The sequence below is a fragment of the Rhizobium sp. NPDC090275 genome (assembly GCF_044772225.1).
In the GTDB taxonomy this organism is placed as follows: Bacteria; Pseudomonadota; Alphaproteobacteria; order Rhizobiales; family Rhizobiaceae; genus Rhizobium.
The window spans coordinates 59,764-81,490 of sequence record NZ_JBIVYL010000007.1 but is presented as its reverse complement, the minus strand read 5'-3'; the positions used below and the strand labels follow the sequence as shown (position 1 = coordinate 81,490).

21 protein-coding genes are annotated in these 21,727 nt (G+C 62.9%); 8 read left to right on the top strand and 13 right to left on the bottom strand.

Annotated elements, in window-relative coordinates; genetic code table 11:
* Positions 1-71: 71 nt before the first annotated feature.
* Complete coding sequence (locus ACIQUB_RS18595) at positions 72-1,595, bottom strand: sugar ABC transporter ATP-binding protein (RefSeq protein ID WP_113239120.1); 1,524 nt, start codon at positions 1,593-1,595, stop codon at positions 72-74.
* A gap of 167 nt (positions 1,596-1,762) precedes the next feature.
* On the opposite strand from ACIQUB_RS18595, the gene ACIQUB_RS18590 reads away from it, so the two are divergent.
* The gene (locus tag ACIQUB_RS18590) at positions 1,763-2,794 is read left to right on the top strand and encodes a LacI family DNA-binding transcriptional regulator (protein WP_112532929.1); all 1,032 of its coding nucleotides are present in this window, start codon (positions 1,763-1,765) and stop codon (positions 2,792-2,794) included.
* A gap of 18 nt (positions 2,795-2,812) precedes the next feature.
* On the opposite strand, the gene ACIQUB_RS18585 is transcribed toward ACIQUB_RS18590, so the two are convergent.
* From ACIQUB_RS18585 to ACIQUB_RS18575, 3 genes are all read right to left on the bottom strand, one after another.
* Positions 2,813-3,325: a cytochrome P460 family protein gene (locus ACIQUB_RS18585; protein WP_113239129.1), complete on the bottom strand. Its 513-nt coding sequence runs from the start codon at positions 3,323-3,325 to the stop codon at positions 2,813-2,815.
* A 9-nt stretch (positions 3,326-3,334) separates the two neighbouring features.
* A complete protein-coding gene (locus ACIQUB_RS18580; protein ID WP_113239121.1) occupies positions 3,335-4,384 on the bottom strand; it encodes an alpha/beta fold hydrolase in 1,050 nt (349 codons plus the stop codon).
* Between the two features lie 150 nt (positions 4,385-4,534).
* Positions 4,535-4,912 (bottom strand): helix-turn-helix domain-containing protein, encoded by a 378-nt coding sequence (locus ACIQUB_RS18575; RefSeq protein ID WP_113009217.1) that lies wholly within the window; start codon positions 4,910-4,912, stop codon positions 4,535-4,537.
* A 119-nt stretch (positions 4,913-5,031) separates the two neighbouring features.
* Between ACIQUB_RS18575 and ACIQUB_RS18570 the strand changes: the two genes are divergently transcribed.
* From ACIQUB_RS18570 to ACIQUB_RS18560, 3 genes are read left to right on the top strand one after another with little or no spacing between them, the layout of a single operon-like run.
* The gene (locus ACIQUB_RS18570; protein WP_113239122.1) at positions 5,032-6,090 is read left to right on the top strand and encodes an SDR family oxidoreductase; all 1,059 of its coding nucleotides are present in this window, start codon (positions 5,032-5,034) and stop codon (positions 6,088-6,090) included.
* A 59-nt stretch (positions 6,091-6,149) separates the two neighbouring features.
* Positions 6,150-6,455, top strand: a complete 306-nt coding sequence (locus ACIQUB_RS18565) for a type II toxin-antitoxin system RelE/ParE family toxin (RefSeq protein ID WP_113239123.1) — start codon at positions 6,150-6,152, stop codon at positions 6,453-6,455.
* Positions 6,448-6,771 (top strand): addiction module antidote protein, encoded by a 324-nt coding sequence (locus tag ACIQUB_RS18560; protein WP_113239124.1) that lies wholly within the window; start codon positions 6,448-6,450, stop codon positions 6,769-6,771. The genes ACIQUB_RS18565 and ACIQUB_RS18560 overlap by 8 nt, the downstream gene beginning before the upstream one ends.
* On the opposite strand, the gene ACIQUB_RS18555 is transcribed toward ACIQUB_RS18560, so the two are convergent.
* Positions 6,761-7,543, bottom strand: a complete 783-nt coding sequence (locus tag ACIQUB_RS18555) for a TIM barrel protein (RefSeq protein ID WP_113239130.1) — start codon at positions 7,541-7,543, stop codon at positions 6,761-6,763. The genes ACIQUB_RS18560 and ACIQUB_RS18555 overlap by 11 nt on opposite strands.
* 169 nt (positions 7,544-7,712) lie before the next feature.
* Here ACIQUB_RS18555 and ACIQUB_RS18550 point away from each other — a divergent pair, with 169 nt between their 5' ends.
* Positions 7,713-9,314 (top strand): inorganic phosphate transporter, encoded by a 1,602-nt coding sequence (locus ACIQUB_RS18550; protein WP_402931268.1) that lies wholly within the window; start codon positions 7,713-7,715, stop codon positions 9,312-9,314.
* A gap of 78 nt (positions 9,315-9,392) precedes the next feature.
* Here ACIQUB_RS18550 and xylA read toward each other — a convergent pair whose 3' ends face one another.
* From xylA to ACIQUB_RS18520, 6 genes are all read right to left on the bottom strand, one after another.
* Complete coding sequence (xylA, locus tag ACIQUB_RS18545; RefSeq protein WP_047509719.1) at positions 9,393-10,703, bottom strand: xylose isomerase; 1,311 nt, start codon at positions 10,701-10,703, stop codon at positions 9,393-9,395.
* Between the two features lie 227 nt (positions 10,704-10,930).
* Entirely contained in the window at positions 10,931-12,385 is a 1,455-nt protein-coding gene (xylB, locus tag ACIQUB_RS18540; RefSeq protein ID WP_113239126.1) for a xylulokinase, read from the bottom strand.
* Between the two features lie 18 nt (positions 12,386-12,403).
* Positions 12,404-13,429, bottom strand: coding sequence for a LacI family DNA-binding transcriptional regulator (locus tag ACIQUB_RS18535; RefSeq protein WP_113239127.1), 1,026 nt, complete (start codon positions 13,427-13,429; stop codon positions 12,404-12,406).
* A gap of 87 nt (positions 13,430-13,516) precedes the next feature.
* The gene (locus tag ACIQUB_RS18530; protein ID WP_113239128.1) at positions 13,517-14,527 is read right to left on the bottom strand and encodes an alpha/beta fold hydrolase; all 1,011 of its coding nucleotides are present in this window, start codon (positions 14,525-14,527) and stop codon (positions 13,517-13,519) included.
* Between the two features lie 100 nt (positions 14,528-14,627).
* Positions 14,628-16,220, bottom strand: a complete 1,593-nt coding sequence (locus ACIQUB_RS18525; protein WP_402931264.1) for a DHA2 family efflux MFS transporter permease subunit — start codon at positions 16,218-16,220, stop codon at positions 14,628-14,630.
* A gap of 50 nt (positions 16,221-16,270) precedes the next feature.
* A complete protein-coding gene (locus ACIQUB_RS18520) occupies positions 16,271-17,458 on the bottom strand; it encodes an HlyD family secretion protein (RefSeq protein WP_018901985.1) in 1,188 nt (395 codons plus the stop codon).
* Between the two features lie 154 nt (positions 17,459-17,612).
* Between ACIQUB_RS18520 and ACIQUB_RS18515 the strand changes: the two genes are divergently transcribed.
* Together ACIQUB_RS18515 and ACIQUB_RS18510 are read left to right on the top strand one after the other, a co-directional pair.
* The gene (locus ACIQUB_RS18515; RefSeq protein WP_018901986.1) at positions 17,613-18,284 is read left to right on the top strand and encodes a TetR/AcrR family transcriptional regulator; all 672 of its coding nucleotides are present in this window, start codon (positions 17,613-17,615) and stop codon (positions 18,282-18,284) included.
* Positions 18,285-18,487: 203 nt separating this feature from the next.
* Positions 18,488-19,252, top strand: coding sequence for a TerC family protein (locus ACIQUB_RS18510; RefSeq protein WP_112532920.1), 765 nt, complete (start codon positions 18,488-18,490; stop codon positions 19,250-19,252).
* A gap of 53 nt (positions 19,253-19,305) precedes the next feature.
* Here ACIQUB_RS18510 and ACIQUB_RS18505 read toward each other — a convergent pair whose 3' ends face one another.
* Positions 19,306-20,232, bottom strand: a complete 927-nt coding sequence (locus ACIQUB_RS18505) for a phytanoyl-CoA dioxygenase family protein (RefSeq protein WP_113239148.1) — start codon at positions 20,230-20,232, stop codon at positions 19,306-19,308.
* A gap of 92 nt (positions 20,233-20,324) precedes the next feature.
* Between ACIQUB_RS18505 and ACIQUB_RS18500 the strand changes: the two genes are divergently transcribed.
* Positions 20,325-21,155: an AraC family transcriptional regulator gene (locus tag ACIQUB_RS18500; RefSeq protein WP_113239149.1), complete on the top strand. Its 831-nt coding sequence runs from the start codon at positions 20,325-20,327 to the stop codon at positions 21,153-21,155.
* A 5-nt stretch (positions 21,156-21,160) separates the two neighbouring features.
* Here the strand turns inward: ACIQUB_RS18500 and ACIQUB_RS18495 are convergent, their stop codons facing one another.
* Positions 21,161-21,706: a glutathione peroxidase gene (locus ACIQUB_RS18495; protein ID WP_112944179.1), complete on the bottom strand. Its 546-nt coding sequence runs from the start codon at positions 21,704-21,706 to the stop codon at positions 21,161-21,163.
* Between the last annotated feature and the right edge of the window lie 21 nt (positions 21,707-21,727).

Genomic DNA, 21,727 nt, shown 5'->3' with positions numbered 1-21,727 from the left:
ATCCTCCCGTCATGCCTGCAGGCATTTTGTCTCTTGGTCCGCCGTAACGGCGGTTATCTCTTGCGACCGCCTCAGGCGGCCTTTTTCTTCAGGCCCGCCGCATAGCGCATGATCTCCTGCTCGGAGATCTCGTCGCCCTCAAGCACGCCGACGATCCGCCCCTCGCGCATCACCGCCACCCGGGTGCAGAGCCCGATCACCTCGGGCATTTCCGAGGAGACGACGATGATCGAGCGCCCGTCGCGCGCCAGTGCCGAGATGAAATGATAGATCTGCTGCTTGGTGCCGACATCGATGCCGCGCGTCGGCTCGTCGATGATGATGATCTCGGGATCCGTCTCCATGACCTTGGCGAGCAGCAGCTTCTGCTGGTTGCCGCCGGACATGCGCCCGGCCACGATATTGGCATCGCGGACGCGGATATCGAAGCGCCGCCGTGCTTTCGCCAGCGCTGCAGCCTCGCTGCTCGGGCTGAGATAGCCGTGCCGCGAATGCTGACCCAGCGATTGCAGCGTCAGGTTCGCCAGCATGTTGGAGCCGAGCAGCAGGCCCTTGTGCTTGCGATCCTTGGTCATGTAGGCGAGGCCGGCGCGATTGGCCGCGTGCACGTCGCCCGACTGAACACTCTCGCCACGGATGACCACCTCGCCGGCGGTACGGCCGCGCAGGCCGGCGATCGCCTCCATCAGCTCCGTGCGGCCGGAGCCGATCATGCCGGAAAAGCCGATGATCTCGCCCTTGCGCACCTCGAAGCTCGCATCCTGCACATAGCCGGTCGAGATGCCCTCGACCTTCAGCACGATCTCCTCGTCGACATCAGGCTCATTCTTGGTCGGATAGAGGCTGGAAAGTTCGCGCCCGACCATCAGCTGCGCGATCGATTCACCGTCGAGCATCGCCGTCGGCGCCGTCTTCACCCACTGCCCGTCGCGCAACACCGTGACCCGGTCAGTCAACTCCATGACCTCGTCGAGCTTGTGCGACACGAAGACGAAGCTGGTGCCCTTGTCGCGCAGCTTGCGCACCTGCTTGAACAGGAAATTGGTTTCTTCGCGCGACAGCACCGCCGTCGGCTCATCCATGAACACCACGCGCGCATCGCGGCTGATCGCCTTGGCGATCTCCACCATCTGCTTGTCGGCGATCGAAAGCGTGCTGATCAGCGCGTTCTCATCGACATGCGAGCCGAGCAGATCGAGCGCCTTGCGCGTCTCGGCCCGCATGAACTTGCGGTCGAGCACGCCGAAGCGCGTGACCTCGCGGCCGAGAAACAGGCTTTCGGCGACGGTCAGATGGTCGGCGAGATTGAATTCCTGGTGGATGATGACGATGCCCAGCGCCTCTGCCGCGCCATTCGGCGGCAGCACGACCGGCTTGCCGTCGAGAATGATTTCGCCCGAGGTCGGCTGCTCGAAGCCGGACATCACCTTGACGAGCGTCGACTTTCCCGCGCCGTTTTCGCCCATCAGCGCATGGATTTCGCCAGCGCGCAGCTCGAAATTGACGCTGAAGAGGACCTGCACCCCATTGAAGGATTTGCATATGCGCCGGGCCGACAACACCACCGGCGCCGCCTCGACAATCTCCACACTCATGATGTCCTCCCCTGCGGACTCCCACCCGCTTGACCCTTGTGTAAACCTTTACATGTGCGATGTAAAGGTTTACATCATCGTATCACGAAGTTCTCTCGGCTTCGCCCTTTGACGTATCCTTCAGTCTGTGTAGTGTCGCCGCGAATTGAGCCCCAAGGCAGGACGTAGTGTCGAATTCCACGCCCGCAACCATCGAGGATGTCGCCCGGATCGCCGAGGTTTCGATCGCGACCGTGTCGCGGGCGATCCATACGCCGGAGAAGGTCGCCAACTCGACACGGCTGAAGGTCAACCAGGCGATCGCGATCACGGGATACACGACGAACGCCATGGCCCGCAGCCTGCGTCTCGGCCGTTCCAACATGATCCTGGTCGTGGCTCCCGACATCGGCGACCCCAATTTTTCCAACATTCTGATCGGCCTGGAGAACGAGGCCCGCGCCCATGGCTACGGCATTCTCATCGGCCATACGCAGAACGACGCCCAGCGCGGCCTCGAATATCTCAAATTCCTGAATTCAAACCAAGCCGCCGGATTGATTCTCTTCACCGGCATTCTGCCCTTCGGCCACCAGACGATGACGGCACGATTGCCACCCAGCGTCGGCGTCTTCGAGCCGGTCTTCAACGGCGGCATTCCCTATGTCGGCGTCGACGATATCGAGGGTGCGCGCAAGGCGGTCGACCTGCTTTTGGCGGAAGGTCACCGAAAGATCGCCTTCATCGGCGACAGCAAGACGAGGCTCGCCTATTCCAGGCGCCGCCAGGGCTATGACGAGGGGCTGGACGCGGCCGGCGTCGCGAAGGGTCAGCGTATCATTCTCGAAGGCGACGGCACGCTCGAAAGCGGCCGCCACGCCGTCGAGCAGCTCTTCATGCGCGACACGCTGCCGACAGCCTTCATGTGCGTCAACGACCAGACGGCGATCGGCGTGATGATCGGCCTCAACGCCCGCGGCTACGACATCCCCCGCGACTTCTCCGTCACCGGCTTCGACGACGTCCCCCAGGCCGTCTTCATGTCGCCGCCGCTGACGACGGTGCGCCAACCGCGCACCGCGATCGGCAAGCAGGCCATGGCCCTGCTCCTGGAGTTTCTCGGCGACGGCCATCCGGCGGAAACCGAGATCCTGCTGCAGCCGGATCTCGTCGTCCGCAATTCGGTCTCGGCGCCGTCGAAGCAGTGGTCGAAGCGCTAGCGCAAAACGCGATATCGGCTACGGCGCATAGCGCGTAAAGACATAGTCGTGATTGTTCACGCGCGCCTCATGACAGGCAAAGCAGGTCTCGTGCTGGGCCTGGTCGGCTGGAACGCCGTTGATGAACCTTCCAAATCCCCAGCCGCCGGAGGCGGCGTATTTCTTCGCGTCCTTGACCATGACCTGCACCGTCGTCGCCGCACCAGGAATAGAGGCAGGTGCGAACTCGGCCGATGGCGTCCGCTTCCAGGCGAGCTTGACGAGCACGCTGCCATCAGGAAACGGAAACGTGCCGTCGCGATAGGCCTTGACGGCAATGTCGTTGCCGACGACCACGCGCAGCTCGTTCAGAGGCGCATCCTCGAGCGCCGGCGCGATCAACGCCCACTGCCGGTAGCCCTCGGGAAGGGCGACACCGTAGATCGGCGAGACCGGCTTGGCGGCGGGTGTCTCGTCGGCGAGCGAGCCGATCGCGAAAACGGTGGCGCCGACAGCCGTGGCGGCGGCAAGCAGCATGATTTTCCCTGTCATGGCAGCCACTCACGCAAGCTTATCGGCATCGATGATCGCCTGGGCGAAGGCCGCGGGCGCCTCTTGGGGCAGATTGTGTCCGATGCCGCCGGCAATCGTCCGATGCTCGTATTTGCCGGTGAACTTCCTGGCGTAGGAGGCAGGATCGGGATGCGGCGCACCGTTGGCATCGCCTTCCATGGTGATCGTCGGCACGCCGATATCGGGCAGCTTCGCGAGCTTGCGCTCCAGCGCATCGTATTTCTTCTCGCCCTTGGCGAGATCGAGCCGCCAGCGATAATTGTGAATGGTGATCGCGACATGATCCGGATTTTCGAAGGCTTTCGCCGTGCGATCAAAGGTGGCGTCGTCGAAATGCCATTGCGGCGAGGCGAGCGTCCAGATGAGCTTGGCGAAATCGTGCCTGTTGGCATCATATCCCGCACGTCCGCGTTCGGTGGCGAAATAGAACTGATACCACCAGGAGAGTTCCGCCTTCGGCGGCAGCGGCTTCTCGTTGATCGCCTGGCTGCCGATCAGGTAGCCGCTGACTGAGACCATGGCCTTGCAACGCTCCGGCCAGAGCGCCGCCGTGATATTCGCCGTCCGCCCGCCCCAATCATAACCGCCGATAACCGCGCGCTCGATCTTCAGCGCATCCATGAAGTCGATCATGTCGACGGCGATCGCCGCCTGCTGACCGTTGCGCGGTGTCTTCGAAGACAGGAACCGCGTTGTCCCATAGCCCCGCAGATAGGGGATGAGCACGCGATAGCCGGCATCGGCAAGAACCGGCGCGACATCGACAAAGCTGTAGATGTCGTAGGGCCAACCATGCAGCAACAGCACGGCGGGTCCATTGGCTGGGCCGAGCTCCGCATAGCCGATATCGAGCACACCGGTCTTGACCTGCTTCAACGCCGGAAAGGACGTATTCGTCCCCGGCTTGACCGACGCAAGCGCGCCACTTCCCGCTCCCGCCGTCTGCGCACGCACAGTGCCGGCGATGCCGACAGCGGCGGCAGCGAAGGCGGCGGCGCCAAGGAAACGGCGGCGTTGGTGATTGGTATCATCGGACATGAGGGCCTCTCGATTGGCGGTTGCAAGGGAGCGCGAATGCTCACCTTGAAAGCTAGCGCGCGCCCCAAGAGACCGACAGGCAACCGAGGTATGAAATGCCCTATATGTTGGTATAGAGCGCGGACGCGGCCATGGGCGGCAGGGACAGGTTCAGTCCTTCTCCGCACGCCTTTCGGCCAGGCTGTCGAGCGCATCCGCATTGGCCCGGCCCCAGCCGTAAAGCAGCTCGATCGGCTCCACGAACCGCTTGCCGAGCGGCGTCAGCGTATAATCCACGGCGGGCGGCACCGTTCCATAAACACGGCGCGTCACCAGCCCGTCCGCCTCCATGTCGCGCAGCGTCTGCGTCAGCATCTTCTTCGATATGCCGGGAAGGCTGCGCTGCAGCACGCCGGTGCGCGCGCAGCCGTCGAGCCGCGTGTCCAGGACATGCAGGATCATGCTCGTCCACTTGCTGGAAAATATCTCCAGCACGCGACGCGGCGCGCAATCCTCGCGCCATTCGTGATCGGGTGAGCCGGCTCGCATGTGGTTACCTCAGGGTGTCTATGTCTCGAATGGGTGCCTTCTAGCGGCAAACGATCGAAATGGCTACATGCGGAAAAACAGCCCGAGAAACGTCCAGAAGAACATCAGGAGACAGGCATTTGAACAAGGCATTGATCGCAGGCGCAAGCGGCATCGTCGGCAGCGCCACGGCGGAACTTCTGCGTGGCAAGGGCTGGCAGGTCTTCGGCCTCGCGCGCAAGCCGCAACAGGCGCCCGGCGTGCAGCCGCTTGCCGCCGACCTGCTCGATCCCGCATCGCTCAAATCAGCACTTGCAGATGTCGCCCCCACGCACATCGTCATTTCCACCTGGCTGCGGCAGCCGACGGAAGCGGAGAACATCCGTGTGAACTCGGCCATGGTCCGCAATCTGCTCGATGCCGTCAGGCCCTCGGGCTCGGTGCGCCACGTCGCGCTGGTCACCGGCCTCAAGCACTATCTCGGCCCCTTCGAAGCCTATGGGAAGGGCAGCCTGCCGCAGACGCCGTTTCGCGAGGAGCAGTCCCGCCTCGACATCGATAATTTCTATTACGCGCAGGAAGACGAGGTCTTCGCGGCGGCGGCCCGCGACGGCTTCACCTGGAGCGTTCACCGTCCGCACACCATCGTCGGCAAGGCGGTGGGCAACGCCATGAACATGGGCACGACGCTCGCCGTCTATGCCAGCATCTGCAAGGAAACCGGCCGCCCCTTCCGCTTCCCCGGCGTTGCCGCGCAGTGGGATAGCCTCACCGACATGACCGACGCACGCCTGCTCGCCCGCCACATCGAGTGGGCATCGACGACGCCAGCCGCCGCCAACCACGGCTTCAACGTCGTCAACGGCGACGTCTTCCGCTGGAGCTGGATGTGGGGCCGGATCGCCGAGTGGTTCGGCATCGAACCGGTCGCCTTCGACGGCGTGGTCCGCCCGCTGGAACAACAGATGGCCGACGACGCCGACCTCTGGCGCGAGATCGCCAGGCGCCACGGCCTCGCCGAGCCTGATCTCAACCGCCTGTCCTCGCCCTGGCACACCGACGCCGACCTCGGCCGGCCGATCGAGGTGGTCACCGACATGTCGAAAAGCCGCCGCATGGGCTTCCTCGACTACCAGCCCACCGACGACGCATTCTTCGACCTGTTCAAGCAGCTGCGGGCCGACCGGTTGATTCCGTAAGCTTCACCCTCGCCAGGCGCGGATCATTGACGGATTGTCGTTTTAAAACTACAATCCCTATGTTCGAACTTAGGCAGTCCGAGACCTTTCGAAAATGGCGGGCGCGCTTGAAAGACGAGCGCGCCAGGGCGTTGATCGCTTCACGGCTGGATAGGCTGGCTTTCGGCCATGCCGGCGATGCCGCTCCGGTCGAGGACGGGATCAGCGAACTGAGGATACATTACGGACCAGGTTACCGCATCTACTTCAAACAGGATGGCAAGACGCTGATCATCCTGCTTTGCGGTGGCGACAAAGGCAGCCAGAAGCGCGATATCGCCGAGGCGAAACGGCTGCTCAGCGAATGGAATGAGAACAATGGCTGAGAAATTCACCCACTACGATCCGGCCGATGATCTGACATCGGACGAAGCAATTGCCGTATTTATCGAGGAAGCGTTCGAGACCGCGGACGCCGCCTACATCGCCCATGCGCTGGGCGTCGTTGCGCGCGCCAAGGGCATGACCCAGATCGCCAGTGAGACGGGGCTCTCCCGTGAGCAGCTCTATCGTTCCTTCAGCGCCGAGGGCAACCCGACGCTGAAGACGACGCTATCCGTCATGAAGGCCCTCGGCATCGGCCTGACGGCAAAGGTGCCGGCGCACACCGATCGAGAGGCAAAGGCCGCCGCTAAACCGTAAATGCCTCGCGAAACGCCGCAAGCGCCGCCTCGGGATCGCCCGATGCAAACGCCTCCATGCCGACAGGCCCGGCATAGCCCATCGCCTTCAAGGCCCGCGCGATGCCCTTCCAGTTGACCTCGCCCGTTCCCGGCTCCATGCGGCCGGGGACGTCAGCGACCTGGATTTCGCCGATCCATGGCAGGCTCTTGCGGCAGAGCTCGATCAGGTTCCCCTCGCCGATCTGCGCGTGATAGAGGTCGAGATTGAGCCGCAGGCGCGGGTGATCGATGCTTGAGACCAGCGCCAGCGTGTCCTCCGCGCGGCCGAAGGGTACGCCCGGATGATCGACATCAAGGTTGAGGTTTTCGAGCGTGAAGACCACCTCTTCTTCCTCCGCCATGTCGACGATGCGGGCGAGCGTGTCGCGCGCCTTCAGCCACATCCGGCCGGTCACCACCTCGATCGGCTGCACCGGCAGGCCGCCATCGCCCAGCCCGGTTCCGTGCAGGTTGAGACGCTGCACGCCGAGCCGCTTGCCGACCTTGGCCGTCTCGCGCGCCGTCTTCAAAAGCTCCGCCGCCCCCTCGTCATCCGTCAGCCGCCCGGTGAGGTAGCCGTTCATGATGGTGAAGTTGGCGCCCGTCGCCTCGAGCTTTGCGAGATCATGCTCCGGCCAGTTCCACAGCCCGACGCCGAAGCCCATCTCCTTCAGCCTGGAGGCCCGCCATTCGATCGGTCGGTCGCGCCAGATCATCTCGGCGCAGGCGGCAAGTTGGAAAGGCAAGCTCATGTGATCCTCCCGATCATGCATGCTGATTTCTATGCGCAATAGAGCCGAGATCGCGGTCAGCCGCAATGCGACATCGCGTGCCATGCCGGCACATGGAATTGACGATTGTCATGAGAGGTTCACGCAGCAGGCATAACTCGAAGGGACGGCTTCTGAGAGAGGAACTGAGATGGCTGACATCACCAACGAGACTATCCACCGGGATCACGAGAACCACCCGCTGCACGGGTCGGGTTCGAAAAAGTGGTTCCTTCCAGCGATCATCCTGCTGCTTGTCGCCGGTCTCGGCTATGTCGGTTACGCGCTCGGGCGCGATCTCACCAGCGTTGCTGCCGTTCCCTGGATCATGCTCGGCCTGGCATTGCTCATCGCGCTCGGCTTCGAATTCGTCAACGGCTTCCACGACACCGCCAACGCCGTCGCCACAGTCATCTACACCCGCTCCATGCCGGCCGAACTCGCCGTCATCTGGTCGGGCTTCTTCAATTTCCTCGGCGTCATGATGTCGAGCGGCGCGGTCGCCTTCGGCATCCTGGCGCTGCTTCCGGTCGAGCTCATTCTGCAGGTCGGCTCAGGGTCCGGCCTCGCCATGGTTTTCGCGCTCTTGATCGCCGCCATCCTCTGGAACCTCGGCACCTGGTATCTCGGCCTGCCGTCCTCGAGCTCGCACACGCTTGTCGGCTCGATCATCGGCGTCGGCCTCGCCAACCAGTTCCTGGCCCCGGCCGGAAGCGCCACCAGCGGTGTCGACTGGTCGCAGGCCACCAACATCGGCCTGTCGCTGCTGATCTCGCCACTCATCGGCTTCGGCCTGTCGGCCGTCCTGCTTCTGGTCATGAAGGTGCTGGTGCGCAACAAGGCGCTCTACGAGGAGCCGAAGGGCAACAACCCGCCGCCGCTCTGGGTCCGCGGCCTTTTGATCTTCACCTGCACCGGCGTCAGCTTCGCCCACGGATCGAACGACGGGCAGAAGGGCATGGGCCTGATCATGCTGATCCTGATCGGCCTCGTCCCCACCGCCTTCGCGCTCAACCGCACGCCTGACGTCAACTATCTCGAAGCCTACAAGAGCGCGTCGGCCCAGGTGGAAACAGCCCTCGGCAAATATGTGAAGCCGGGTGCTGCAGCCGGCGACTTCCGCGTCGAGGTCAGCAACGCCGTGAAGAACAAGGTCTGGACGGACGCAACGACACCCGCACTTCAGCAGTTCATCCATGCCACAAGCGCCGAAGTCGCCGCCTTCCCGACGCTGGAGGCCGTGCCCACGCATCTGGTCAGCAACGTCCGCAACGACATCTACCTGATCGGCGAAGCCCTGAAGCTGATCGACAAGCAAAAGCTGCTCGCCATGGAGCCGGCCGACCTGCAGGCGGTGAGTGCCTATCACAAGGCGGTCGACAACGCGACCAAGTTCATTCCGCTCTGGGTCAAGATCGCCGTCGCCATCGCGCTTGGCCTCGGCACCATGGTCGGCTGGAAGCGTATCGTCATCACCGTCGGCGAAAAGATCGGCAAGACCCACCTGACCTATGGCCAGGGGGCAGCCGCCGAAGTCGTCGCCATGGTCACCATCGGCGCCGCCGACCATCTCGGCCTGCCGGTTTCGACCACCCACGTTCTGTCGTCAGGCGTCGCCGGCACGATGGCCGCGAACGGCTCCGGCCTGCAATGGTCGACGGTGCGCAACATGTTGATGGCCTGGATCCTGACCCTGCCCGCCTCCATCGCCATCGCCTTCGTGCTCTTCATCATCCTGCGCCAGGTGTTCTGAGGCCTGAGCCGATAGCGCAATTGAAAAGCCGGGAAGCGAATGCTCCCCGGCCTTTTTGTTTCAACAATCCGCCGACTATCAGACGTAGCGGTTGACGACGTTTTCGAGCAGTTCCTGCTGGCCGGACTTTGGCTGCGGGTTGATGTCCTGGCTCTCGACGCGGGCGGTGATCTGCTCCAGCGAATATTCGCCGCGCAGCATCTTCTGGCTTTCGGCGGAATCCCAGCCGGCATAGCGGTTGGCGAGCGGCTGCGACAGCGCCTTGTCTTCGATCATCTTGGCGGCAGCCTTCAGACCACGGGCGCAGCAATCCATGCCGCCGATATGACCGATCAGCAGGTCGGCCGGATCGAGCGACTGGCGGCGCAGCTTGGCGTCGAAGTTGGTGCCGCCGGAGGTGAAGCCGCCGCCTGCCAGAACCTGGTAGTAAGCCAGCGCCATCTCGGGAACATTGTTCGGGAACTGGTCGGTATCCCAGCCGGACTGGTAGTCGTTGCGGTTCATGTCGATCGAGCCGAAGATGCCGAGCGCGTTTGCGAGCGCCAGCTCGTGCTCGAAGGAATGGCCGGCGAGGATCGCGTGGCCCTGCTCGATGTTGAGCTTCACTTCGTTTTCGAGGCCGTTCTTCTTCAGGAAGCCGTAGACGGTGGCGACGTCGTAGTCGTACTGGTGCTTGGTCGGCTCCTGCGGCTTCGGCTCGATCAGGATCTGGCCCTTGAAGCCGATCTTGTGCTTGTACTCGACCACGAGGTTGAGGAAGCGGCCCATCTGGTCGAGCTCGCGCTTGAGGTCGGTGTTGAGCAGCGTCTCATAGCCTTCGCGACCGCCCCACAGAACGTAGTTCTCGCCGCCGAGCTTCATCGTGGCGTCCATGCAGGTCTTTACGGTCGCGGCGGAGAAGGCGAAGACATCGGGATCGGGATTGGTTGCCGCACCCGACATAAAGCGGCGATTGGAGAAGAGGTTCGCCGTGCCCCAGAGCAGCTTGGTGCCGGTGGCAGCCTGCTTCTCTGCGAAGTAGTCGACGATCTCATTCAGGTTCTTGGTGTTCTCGGCGAAGTTCTTGCCCTCGGGGCGCACGTCGGCGTCGTGGAAGCAATAATAGGGTGCGCCGAGCAGCGAGAAGAATTCGAAGGCAACATCGGCTTTAAGCTTCGCAGCCTTCATCGTGTCTTCGAACCACGGACGCAGGAACGTCTGCCCACCAAAGGGGTCACCGCCCGGCCATGTGAAAGTGTGCCAGTAGGCGACCGCGAAACGCAGATGGTCTTCCATCCGCTTGCCGAGAACGATCTCGTCCGGCTGGTAATAGCGGAAGGCCAGCGGATTGGTGCTGTCCGGGCCTTCATACTTGATCTTCTGGATATCGCCGAAAAATCCGGTGCTCATGGGGTACTCCTCCTTGGGTGTGGTTTAAAAAAGTGATGGTGTTCCGTGTGGCCCCCTCATCCCAGGTGCAGCAAGCTGCACCTGACCTGCCGGCACCTTCTCCCCGTTGGGGAGAAGAGACTCGAGGCGGCCCCTTGCGCTAACCTCCCCTTCTCCCCAGCGGGGAGAAGGTGGCCCGAAGGGTCGGATGAGGGGGCCACAAACTCAGTGCAAGCTTCCGTCCGCCCTCAATGCGCCAAAGCCTTGATCGCCGGATAAAGCGCACGATACCGGCCGTAAGCCTCCTCATACGCTCCGCTCAGCGCCGTATCCGGCTCGATCGTCCCATCCGTCTCAGGCGGCGTGCACACAGCCACCGGGTCAGCCCCGGTCGCCGCGATCAGCCCAAGCCGCGCGGCACCGAAGGCGGCGCCGAAGTCGCCGTCGGCGGGCAGATCGACCGGGACGCCCAACGCGGTTGCGATCGAGGCCAGCCAGTAGCGCGAGCGCGAACCGCCGCCGATGGCGGTGACGCGGGCGATATCGGTGCCGGCGGAGCGCAGCGCCTCGAGATTGTCGCGGATCGCGAACGACACGCCTTCGAGCACCGCCTGGGTCAGCACCACGCGACTGCTCTCATGCTCGAGCCCGATGAAGGCGCCGCGGATGACGGCGTCGTTGTGCGGCGTGCGCTCGCCGGAGAGATAGGGAAGGAAAGTGACGCCCGATGGCGCCTTCAGCGTTTCGCCAAGCTCGGCGGTCAGCTCCGCCGCCGACTTGGACGTCACATGCGAGTGCCAGTTCAGCGCATCGGTGGCGGACAGGATGACGCCCATCTGGTGCCAGGTGTTGGGCAGTGCGTGGCAGAAGGCGTGAACGGCGCTTTCCGGCTTCGGCAGATAGGAGCCGTTGGCGGCAAAGAGCACGCCCGACGTGCCGAGCGACACGAAGGCCGCGCCATGGCTGACGGTGCCCATGCCGCAGGCGGATGCGGCGTTGTCGCCTGCCCCGCCGGCAACGACGACGGAACCGGTGATGCCCCATTGCGAGGCCAGCTCGCCGCGCAGCTTGCCGCCCTCTTCCGTGCCTTCGACCAGCGTTGGCATGTGCTTTTCATCAAGGCCGGTCGCGGCCAGGAGCTCGGACGACCACTTGCGCTTGCCGGTATCGAGCCAGGAGGTGCCGGCCGAATCCGACATTTCGGAAATGTGCTCTCCCGTCAGCCACAGGCGCAGATAATCCTTCGGCAGCAGCACCTTGGCGACCCTGGCGAAAATCTCCGGCTCGTGCTTGGCGACCCAGGCGAGCTTCGGCGCGGTGAAGCCGGGGAAGACGATGTTGCCGGTGAGCTTTCGGAATTTCGGATCGGCATCGAGCGCCGCCGCCTCGAGATAGCTGCGCGTGTCGTTCCAGAGAATGCAGGGACGCAGCACCTTGTCGTCGGCATCGAGCAGCGTCGCGCCGTGCATCTGGCCGGAAAGGCCGATGCCCTTGACCGCGGCAAGCTCCTTCGGGTGCTTCGCCTTCAGCCCAGCGATCGCCTCCTCGGTGGCGCGCACCCAGTGCGACGGCTCCTGCTCCGACCATCCGGAATGCGGGCGCGAGACGTCGAGCGAACCATTGGCCGAGCCGACAATCTTCTGATCGCCATCGATCAGCATGGCTTTGACGCCGGAGGTTCCGAGATCGAGACCCAGATACATGTGTTTCTCCCTTTGCCGTTACGGCAGATTGTCTTTCAGAAAGATATCGAGACGGATGCGCTCCTGCGCGTCGATGACCGAGAGCCCGTCGGCCTTGGCCTTCAACACGCGGATGGCGCTGCGCACCTCGTGGCCCGCATCCTGATTCAAGATTGCGTCGATCGTACCGTCGAGAAGGGCCGTGCGCGTATGATCCGTCAGCTCGTGCGCGATGACGGTGAGCGCCCGGTCGACGGATTTCTCCTTCAGCGCCCGGATCAGGCCGCGATTGCCGGCGCCGAGGCTGTAGACGCCGATGATGCCGTCGCGCTTGGAGAGCGCATCAGAAACCAGCATATGCGCCATGTCGGGATCGTCGCGCCCCTCTATGACGGGCAGGATGGAGAGACCGGGAAACTCTTCCGCCATGACGGCCGCAAAGCCCTCCAGCCGCTCGCGATGGTCGCGCACCAGCATGGAGCCGGCGAGAACCGCGACATCGCCCTTGGCGCCGCCGAGAAAACGGCCGAGCAGCCGCGCAGCCGTGCGCCCGGCCGCGATATTGTCGACGCCGGCATAGTGATGGCGCTGCGAGCCGGTGAGATCGGACACGACGGTGACGACGGGAACGCCATCCTGCACCAGCCGGTCGACCGCATCGCGGACCTCGGGCGCATCGGTCGCGACCAGCGCAACGCCGGCGGGACGCTCGCTGCGCAGCGTATCGAGTGCAGCGGCAAGGGCTGTGGGATCGAAGGCAGGAACCTCGACGGTGCGGATATCGGTGCGCTCCACCGGCGAGCGCGCAACGGCGGCCATCACCTCGGCGTTTAGGCCGTGCATGAAGGAATTGTCGCTGGCGGGAACGATGAACACGAACGAATAGGTCCGCCCCTTCGCGAGATTGGCGGCGGCGACGTCGCGCACATAACCGATCTCGCGAATGGCGGTTTCGACCTTCTCCCGTGTCACGTGCCGAACGCCCGGGCGCTGGTTCAGCACCCGATCGACAGTCGCAAGGCTGACGCCCGCAGCTGCGGCAATATCGTGAACCGTAGGTCTCATCGCTCCTCCTGACGAGACCTTTAGCGCCATTTTTGATGTACGTAAATCAAATTTTTCGACGACGTGTTTTCCGTGTCGAGATGGCTGCTATTTTTCGTGGTCCTTGTTTTCGCGATCGTTGGCGATCTCGGCTTCGAGCCTCGCTGCCGCACGCTTCAGATCACGCGGCCTGCCGGCGACGCTTTCGATCGCCGCCACCGCCACATCACGCGCGACGTAATCCGACTTGTGGCCCATGTTATGGATCATCAGCAGCCGTGCGCCCTTGATGGCCCGAGCAAGATGGCGCGCGTGGATATCAGGCGAGACGACGCTGTCGGTATCGCCCGAGATGATCACCGTCGGCGCATGGATGCGGCCATAGCGCGGCGAATTCCGCTTCGTCCATTCCAGCAGATTGGCGACATCGATGGCGTTGTCGCGAAACGCCTTCGGCCCAAGCGCCTGCAGCGCCTGTGTTTCCCTGATATAGCCGTGCGGACGAGGATTGGGCGCGAAAACCGAGCGCGTGGCGCTGTCGATCATCGCAAGCCCCACCGGCGGCACGACGATGGTGCTGAACAGCGCGCCGGTTACCCGCACCTTCGCGGCATCGTAATACCAGGCAATTCCGCCCGGCCACGGGTAGACGGCGGGCGACAGGAAAACGAGGCCGAGCACCCGGTCGGGATGCCTGAGCGCGAAGCTCGCCGCCACCGCGCCCCCGAACGAATGACTGACGATGATCGCCTTCTTGATACCGCGTTTCGTCATGACATCAGCGATGGCATCGGCCTGTCCGTCGGGAAATGCATTCTCAGGGCCGCCGCGATCCGAGCGCCCGTGGCCGGGACGATCGACGAACAGAAGATCGGCGCGCCCTTCAAGCCGGTCGCGAAACGAAAATACCGGATCGTGGAGATTGGCGCTTGCGCCGTGGATGAACACGATCGGCGGCAGATCCGGCCGCCGCGCCTTGAGATAAAGGCTGTTCATCCTGTAGCCGCCGACATCGATGCGCGTCTCGTCGGCGGAAGGATCGGCGGCAAACACATGGTTCACGGCAACGGACAGCATGAGAGTGAGAAGTGCAGCGAGCCTGGCGGAAGCTTTGAACATGAAGCGCGGTCGATCCCGGTGATATCATCGCATATACGCGAAAACGCCGGCTTTGGTTTCCCAAGCCGGCGCCAGAATTCGTCGAAGCTGTCGTGAGCCGTCAGTGGCCGCCGCCACCCCCGCCACCACCTTGCGGCGGCGCCGGCTTGTCGATCAGCACGATGCCGAGGATCATCGCCACGAAAAGCCCGGTGAGGATCACGAAGATATCGCTGAACGACATCACCATCGCCTGCTTGGTCACCATGCCGACCATCTGCTTGATCGCGACGGCCGCGCCATCCATGCCATAAGTGTCGAACTTCGACGCCATGTTATTGATCTGGTCGCTTGCGACAGGGTTGCCCCAGTCGAGATGCTCGCGGATGCGCTGGTAGTGCACGTCCTGGCGATTGGTCAGCACCGTGTTGATGACCGCGAGACCGACGGCGCCACCGAGGTTACGCGTCAGGTTGAACAGGCCGGAAGCGCCGCGCATGCGCGCCGGCGGCATCGTGCCGAGCGCGATGTTGTTGATCGGCACCATGCACATCATCAGGCCGAAGCCGCGCAGGATCTGCGGGATGAAGAGCTCGTAGAAGTCCCAATCGGTGGTCACGCCGGTCATGATCCAGGTGCCGGCGGCGAAGCTCGCGAAGCCGAGCACCATCATCATGCGCAGGTCCATCTTGGTCGACAGCTTGCCAGCGATCGGCGCGGTGAAGAACATGGCGAGACCGGAAACGAACATGGTTTCGCCGATCATCAGCGAATCGTAGCCTCTGATGCGTCCGAGATAGAGCGGATAAATGTAGGTCAGGCCGTAGAGACCGATACCCATGACGAAGGAGAACAGCGAGCCGACCGCGAAGTTTCGGTTGCTGAAGGCTCTGAGATCGACGACGGGGAAATCCACCTTGAAGGCGCGGTAGAAGAAGATCACGCAGCCGATGGCCGATGCGATGGCGCCGAGAAGGATGTTGCGGTCGTTGAACCAGTCGTTTGAGTTGCCCTCTTCAAGCACATATTCCAGTGCACCGAGGAACACGCCCATCGACGCCAGGCCCCACCAGTCGAACTTCTTGAACAGCGAGAATTCCGGCTTGTCGAAATCGATGAAATTCCAGGTCACGATCGTGACGATGATGCCGGGAATGATGTTGACGAGGAACAGCCAGTGCCAGGAGAAGGCATGGCTGAGGTAGCCGCCGACCGTCGGGCCGATGGTTGGCGCCAGCGTCGCGATCAGGCCTATGATCGGCGAGACCACGCTGCGCTTGGAGGGCGGGAAGATCGTGAAGGCCGCAGCAAACACCGACGGGATCATGCCGCCGCCGATGAAGCCCTGGATCGCGCGATAGACGATCATCTGGTCGATATTCGTCGCGGTCGCGCAGAGCGCGCTGGCAGCCGTGAAGCCGGCCGCCGAGAAGGCGAACAGATAGCGCGTCGAGATGATGCGCGCGAGCGTACCCGACAGCGGAATCATGATGACTTCCGCAATCAGATAAGACGTCTGCACCCAGCCGATTTCATCCGTGCCGGCGCTGAGGCCGGCCTGGATTTCGGCCAGCGACGCCGACACGATCTGAATGTCCAGAATGGACATGAACATACCGACGACCATCGCAAAGAATGCGATGAGTTTGCGGGGGTCCATGGTGTCGGCTGCCGGCGCGGCCGGCATCGATCCTGCTGTTGTGCTCGCGGCCATCGGCCTACCTCGTCAGACGATATTACGGGCCAAGTTAAGCGCGAAGCGCCTTACTTGGCGGCATCCGGCGCCGTGCGCGTGTCGACGTCGACAACGACGCTGAGGCCGGCGCGCAGGCGACCCGTGTCGAGAGCGTCCTGCGGCAGGGCGATGCGAACCGGGACGCGCTGGATGATCTTGGTGAAGTTGCCCGTCGCGTTTTCAGGCGGCAGCAGCGAGAACACCGAGCCCGATGCCGGCGAGATCGATTCCACCGTGCCGACGATCGCATGATCGTCATAGGCGTCGACATGGACATTGACCTTGGAGCCCGGAACCAGATGCTGGATCTGCGTTTCCTTGAAGTTGGCGTCGATATAGAGCTGGCGGACCGGAACGAGCGCCATCAGACGCTGGCCGGGCGAAACCAGATCGCCTTCCTGAACCGAGCGGTTGCCGACAACGCCGTCATAAGGCGCCTTGAGAACCGTGAAGGAGAGGTCGCGCGCGGCCTTGTCGCGGGCAAGCTCGAGCTGGCGGATCGTGCCTTCGGCTTCGCGGCGCTGTGCGTGCAGCAGCGTCACATTGGCTTCGGCCGATGCGATCGCGGCGTCGCCACCGACGAGATTGGCTTTTGCCTGGTCGAGCGCGATGTTGGCGGTATCAAGCGATGCGGTGGTGCCGACCGACTTCGCCTGCAGCTCGCTGGCGCGGGTCTGGGTGATCTGCGCACCGCGAACGGTAGCGTCGAGCGCAACCTTCTGCGCCTTGGCCTGGTCGAGGCTCGCCTCGCCGCCGGCGATCTGCGCGTCGATGCGCTGCAGCGACAGCTTCTCGGTGTCGAGCGAGGCCTGGGCCTGCTCCAGCGCCAGCTTGTAGTCGCCGTCGTCGAGCGTTGCCAGCGTATCGCCAACCTTGACCTGCTGGTTGGCGACGACGTTCACCTTGGCGACGTAGCCGGTAACCTTGGGAGAGATCGTTGCGATATCGCCTTCGATATAGGCGTCATCGGTCGAGATCATGAAGCGGCCGACCGTGAACCACTGGTAGCCGAAATAGGCAGCGCCGGCGAGAAGGGCCAGCCCGAGGATCGGCAGCACTGGGCTGCGCTTCTTTTTCTTCTGCTCAGGTGCCGTCTCGACCGGGGCGGCCACGGTCTGCGGCGTGCGCGGGGCTTCCGCGGTGACGGCTTCCTGGGCCTCACCTTCGGCAGGCTTGCTGACAATCCTGGTGACATTGGCGTTCTGGCTAGACGACATGAGAGAATACCGGTAAATCGAGTAAAACTGATCGAACTGAACGGTTCGGTTTAGTTGACATAGAGCCTTTTTACGTTCATATCAAGATGTATCGAACCACCCGGTTCGATTTTGTTAACGAAACATTCGCATGTGCGGATATGGTTAAGGAGCTATGACAGACTTTTCCGACGTTTCCGTGGAGGAATCGACATCTGCAGGAGGCAGATGGGCAGCGGGTGAAGATCCCGCAAAACGCAAACAAATTCTCGACGGTGCCCGCCGCGCGTTCATGAAGTACGGCTTCGACGCCGCCAGCATGAACGACATCACGCGTGAGGCCGGCGTTTCGAAGGGTACGCTCTACGTATACTTCGCCAACAAGGAAGAGCTGTTCGCCGCGATGATCGAGAGCGAACGCGCCGCATTCGTTGCCGCGATGCGCACCACCCTTGCCGAACGCGAGGACGTGGAAACCGGTCTCCATGACTTCGGCATGGATTTCATCGCCCACCTGACCGACGAAAAGGTCATCAGCGCCATGCGCACCGTGCTCGGTGTCCGCGATCGCATGCCGGCGCTCTGTCAGCGCTTCTTCAACGGCCCGGAAAACCTGCGCACCATCCTGCGCGATTATCTCGTGCGCTATGTCGAGGCGGGCAAGCTCGATATTTCCGACATCGATCTCGCCGCCGCCCAGTTCCTCGATCTCTCCAGCGGCAGCTTCTTCAAGTTCCGCCTCTTCGGCAGCATGGAAAAGCCGCCGTCGAAACAGGAAGCCGAGCGCGTCATCAACGGCGCCGTGCGCATGTTCATGGCGACCTACGGCGTCGCGAGCAAAGGCTGACCTCAGTATTAGGACCGTTCCGGCACAGGGACGGTCCCCGCAAACGACGATTTGCATATTAACATCGCGGAATAAAACCCCGTCGGCTTTCGTATACTCCCTTGCGCGTCTTCCAAGACATGCTTGCCAAGACCTACTTGCTAAGCAAAGGCGCGCGATTACATTCGAGCGACCGCTAATGTGGCGCAAAGGGATATACATAGATGCAAGACATCATGATGCTCGTGCAGGACCCGGCCGCCTGGGTGGCCCTCGTCACCCTGGTGGTGATGGAAGTGGTCCTCGGGATCGACAATCTCATCTTCATTTCCATCCTCACCAACAAGCTTCCACCCGAGACCCGCGAAAAGGCCCGCAAGCTCGGCATCGGCCTGGCTCTGATCATGCGCCTGGCGCTGCTCGGCACCGTCGCCTGGATCGTCAAGCTGACGACGCCGGTCTTCGAAGTCTTCGGCCACGGCTTCTCGTGGAAGGACATGATCCTGATCGCCGGTGGTCTCTTCCTGCTCTGGAAGGCGACCAAGGAAATCCACCACACCGTGGACCCGGTCGACCATGAGAATGACGCGGCATCCGCTGCCGTCGTCGCAAGCTTCACCGCCGTCATCGGCCAGATCCTGGTTCTCGACCTCGTCTTCTCCGTCGACAGCATCATCACCGCCGTCGGCATGACGCCGCACCTGCCGATCATGGTGATCGCCGTCATCGCCGCCGTCACCGTCATGCTGGTTGCCGCGACGCCGCTCGCCAACTTCATCGAGAAGAACCCGACCATCGTCATGCTGGCGCTCGGCTTCCTGATGATGATCGGCATGACGCTGATCGCCGAAGGCATGGGCTTCCACGTGCCCAAGGGCTACGTCTACGCCGCCATGGCTTTCTCGGCACTCGTCGAGGTGCTGAACATGCTGGCCCGCAACGCCAAGAAGAAAAAGCGCGGCGGTCCCGGCAAGGAAACCTTGCACTAAAGACAAACGGGCGCGGCCACCAGGCCGCGCCCGTTTCGCATCAAGGCCATCTTTTAGAGCATGTCGCCGAGCGTCCAGTGGTTCGCCCAGCGCGCGTCGATCTCGTCTTCGACATTCTGGTAGCGGATATCGGTCGAAAGCCGGATCAGATGTTCAGCGCTGCGGTTGGTGGTCGCGGCGTGGATCATGTAGGGGCTGTGCAGAACCACATCGCCCGCCTCGTAATCGGCGATCAGCCAGCGCGTATCGAAGCGCTCGGCCATATCGGGCAAGTCCTTCGACACCCAGCCGCCCTCGCTCATGTTCCTGTTATAGGCACTGATCCGCTCTTCCAGGGTAAGGCCAACGCTCTTCTCCGCAAACGCCTCCTCCATCCGCTTGCCGATCGCATGCGAGCCCTCGAGATAGACCAGCCCGCCCATGTCGACAGGCGTATCGCCGAGCGGAATCCAGGCCGTGACGATCCGGCTCGTTCCTCCGCGCAGATAGACGAGATCGTAATGCGCCGGCGTCGCCGGCGGCGTGCCGGGGCGGGTGAAGCGCATGATCTTGCGCTTGTGCAAATAGGAGATGCCGGAAAGGAGCTGGTCCATGAACCGCGTCAGCCGAGGCTGCGCGCAAAATCCCTCGTAAGCCGCCGAGCGCACTAGCGCCATTAGGATGCGATCGGCCAACTGCTTCTCGGGCTCGGCGCCAGATGCCAGCCCGAGCGCCGGATCGGACCCCGCCTCGATCAGCCCGGACCGCGCCAGATGCGAGAACACAAAGCTACGAAACGCCAGCACGTCATCCCGCTTCAGGAACCCTTTCAGCCAGACATACCCGTCCCGCTCATAGCGCTCGCTGATCGCTTCGAGCCCGATATCGGGATCCGTCGCCTCCAGCCTCCCCATGCGGTTCGGCGCGGTCGAAAGGCGCTTGCCGTCGGCGAACAGTTCGATCGTGGGTGCGTCACGGGATTGAACAGCAAGACTTGACATTTCGATCACCTCCCAAGCGAATATCGTAGTGCTTTATCGCTTGCACCGGGGAGGAAGACCATGGACGGAAAAACAGGCTGGACTTTTCGCTCATGAGCAACGCCACGATCGCGCTCTATCGCTCGCCTCCATCAGGCGCCACGAGCTTGGCCGTCACAGGTTTCGGCCGCCAGCGCGTCACCAGCCGGCTCAAGAACCGTCGACTGCCCACGCATGCAGTCGTGATGGTGGAGCGCGGGCACGGTTGGCTGCAGAGCGACAAGGCGGGAACGATCAAGATATCGGGCCCGGCGCTCTTCTGGCTCCCTGTCGGGACGGCGCACGGCTATGGCCCGGATCCGGGCGAAAGCTGGGACGAGCGCTGGGCGCTGTTTTCGGGCAGCCTCGCCGACGAATGGCTCCGCCAACGCCTGATCAACGAGGCATCACCAATCGTGCAGCTCGAAAACCCGCGCGAAATGCGGCATCTCTTCACCACGCTGCAGGACGAGTTCGCCGAAGACAATCCGCTCGGCCTCGCCGCATCGGCCGCGACCCTTTGCCGGATCGTCGTCGAAGCCGCGCGACAGGCATCCCGCGCGACAGCGAGTGCCAAGACAGATACGACGATTGAGAGGGTGGTGGAAACGCTGGAGCAGCGGGCGTTCGAACCGGTCGATATGACAGCCCTCACCTCTGAATTTGGCCTGTCGCCGGCGACGCTGCGCCGCCGCTTCGCGGCCGCGACCGGGCTATCGCCGAAGGCCTACCAGCTGCGCCTGCGCATCGATCATGCCAAGCAGCTGCTGACGACGTCGGACCTCGCGATCGAGGCGATCTCGCGCGCAATCGGTCTCGACGACGCCTTTTATTTCTCGCGGCTCTTCCAGGATCGCGAACGGTGCTCGCCGAGCGAATTTCGTCGCCGGCACCGTCGCGCCTGATCAGATCAGCCGGCTGCCAGTTCCTTGTCGATCGCCTGCACCAGCCGCTGGTCATCGGCGGTCACATCGGGTGCGAAGCGGGCGACGACCTTGCCATCGCGGCCGACCAGGAACTTCTCGAAGTTCCAGAGAACGCCCTTGTCGCCGGCTTCGGCGAGACCGCGATCGACCAGCTTCTCGCGCATCGGGCCCTCGCCCGTTGCCGGCAGGTCCATGCCCGTCAGCAGCTTGTAGAGCGGATGCTGGTCGTCGCCCTTGACCGAGATCTTCGAGAAAATCGGGAATTTGACGTCATAGGTCAGCGTGCAGAACTCGACGATCTCGGCGTCGGTGCCCGGCTCCTGGCCCTTGAAGTTGTTGGCCGGGAAGGCGGCGATGACGAAGCCGCGTTCGCGCTTGTCTTCGTAGAGCTTCTCCAGCCCTTCATACTGCGCCGTCAGCCCGCATTTCGAGGCGACGTTGACGACAAGCACGACCTTGCCCTTGTATTCGTTCAGCGTGGTCTCGCGGCCATCGGCGAGCTTTACCGGCACGCTCAAGATATCGGTCATAATCAATCTCCAACATGAAAT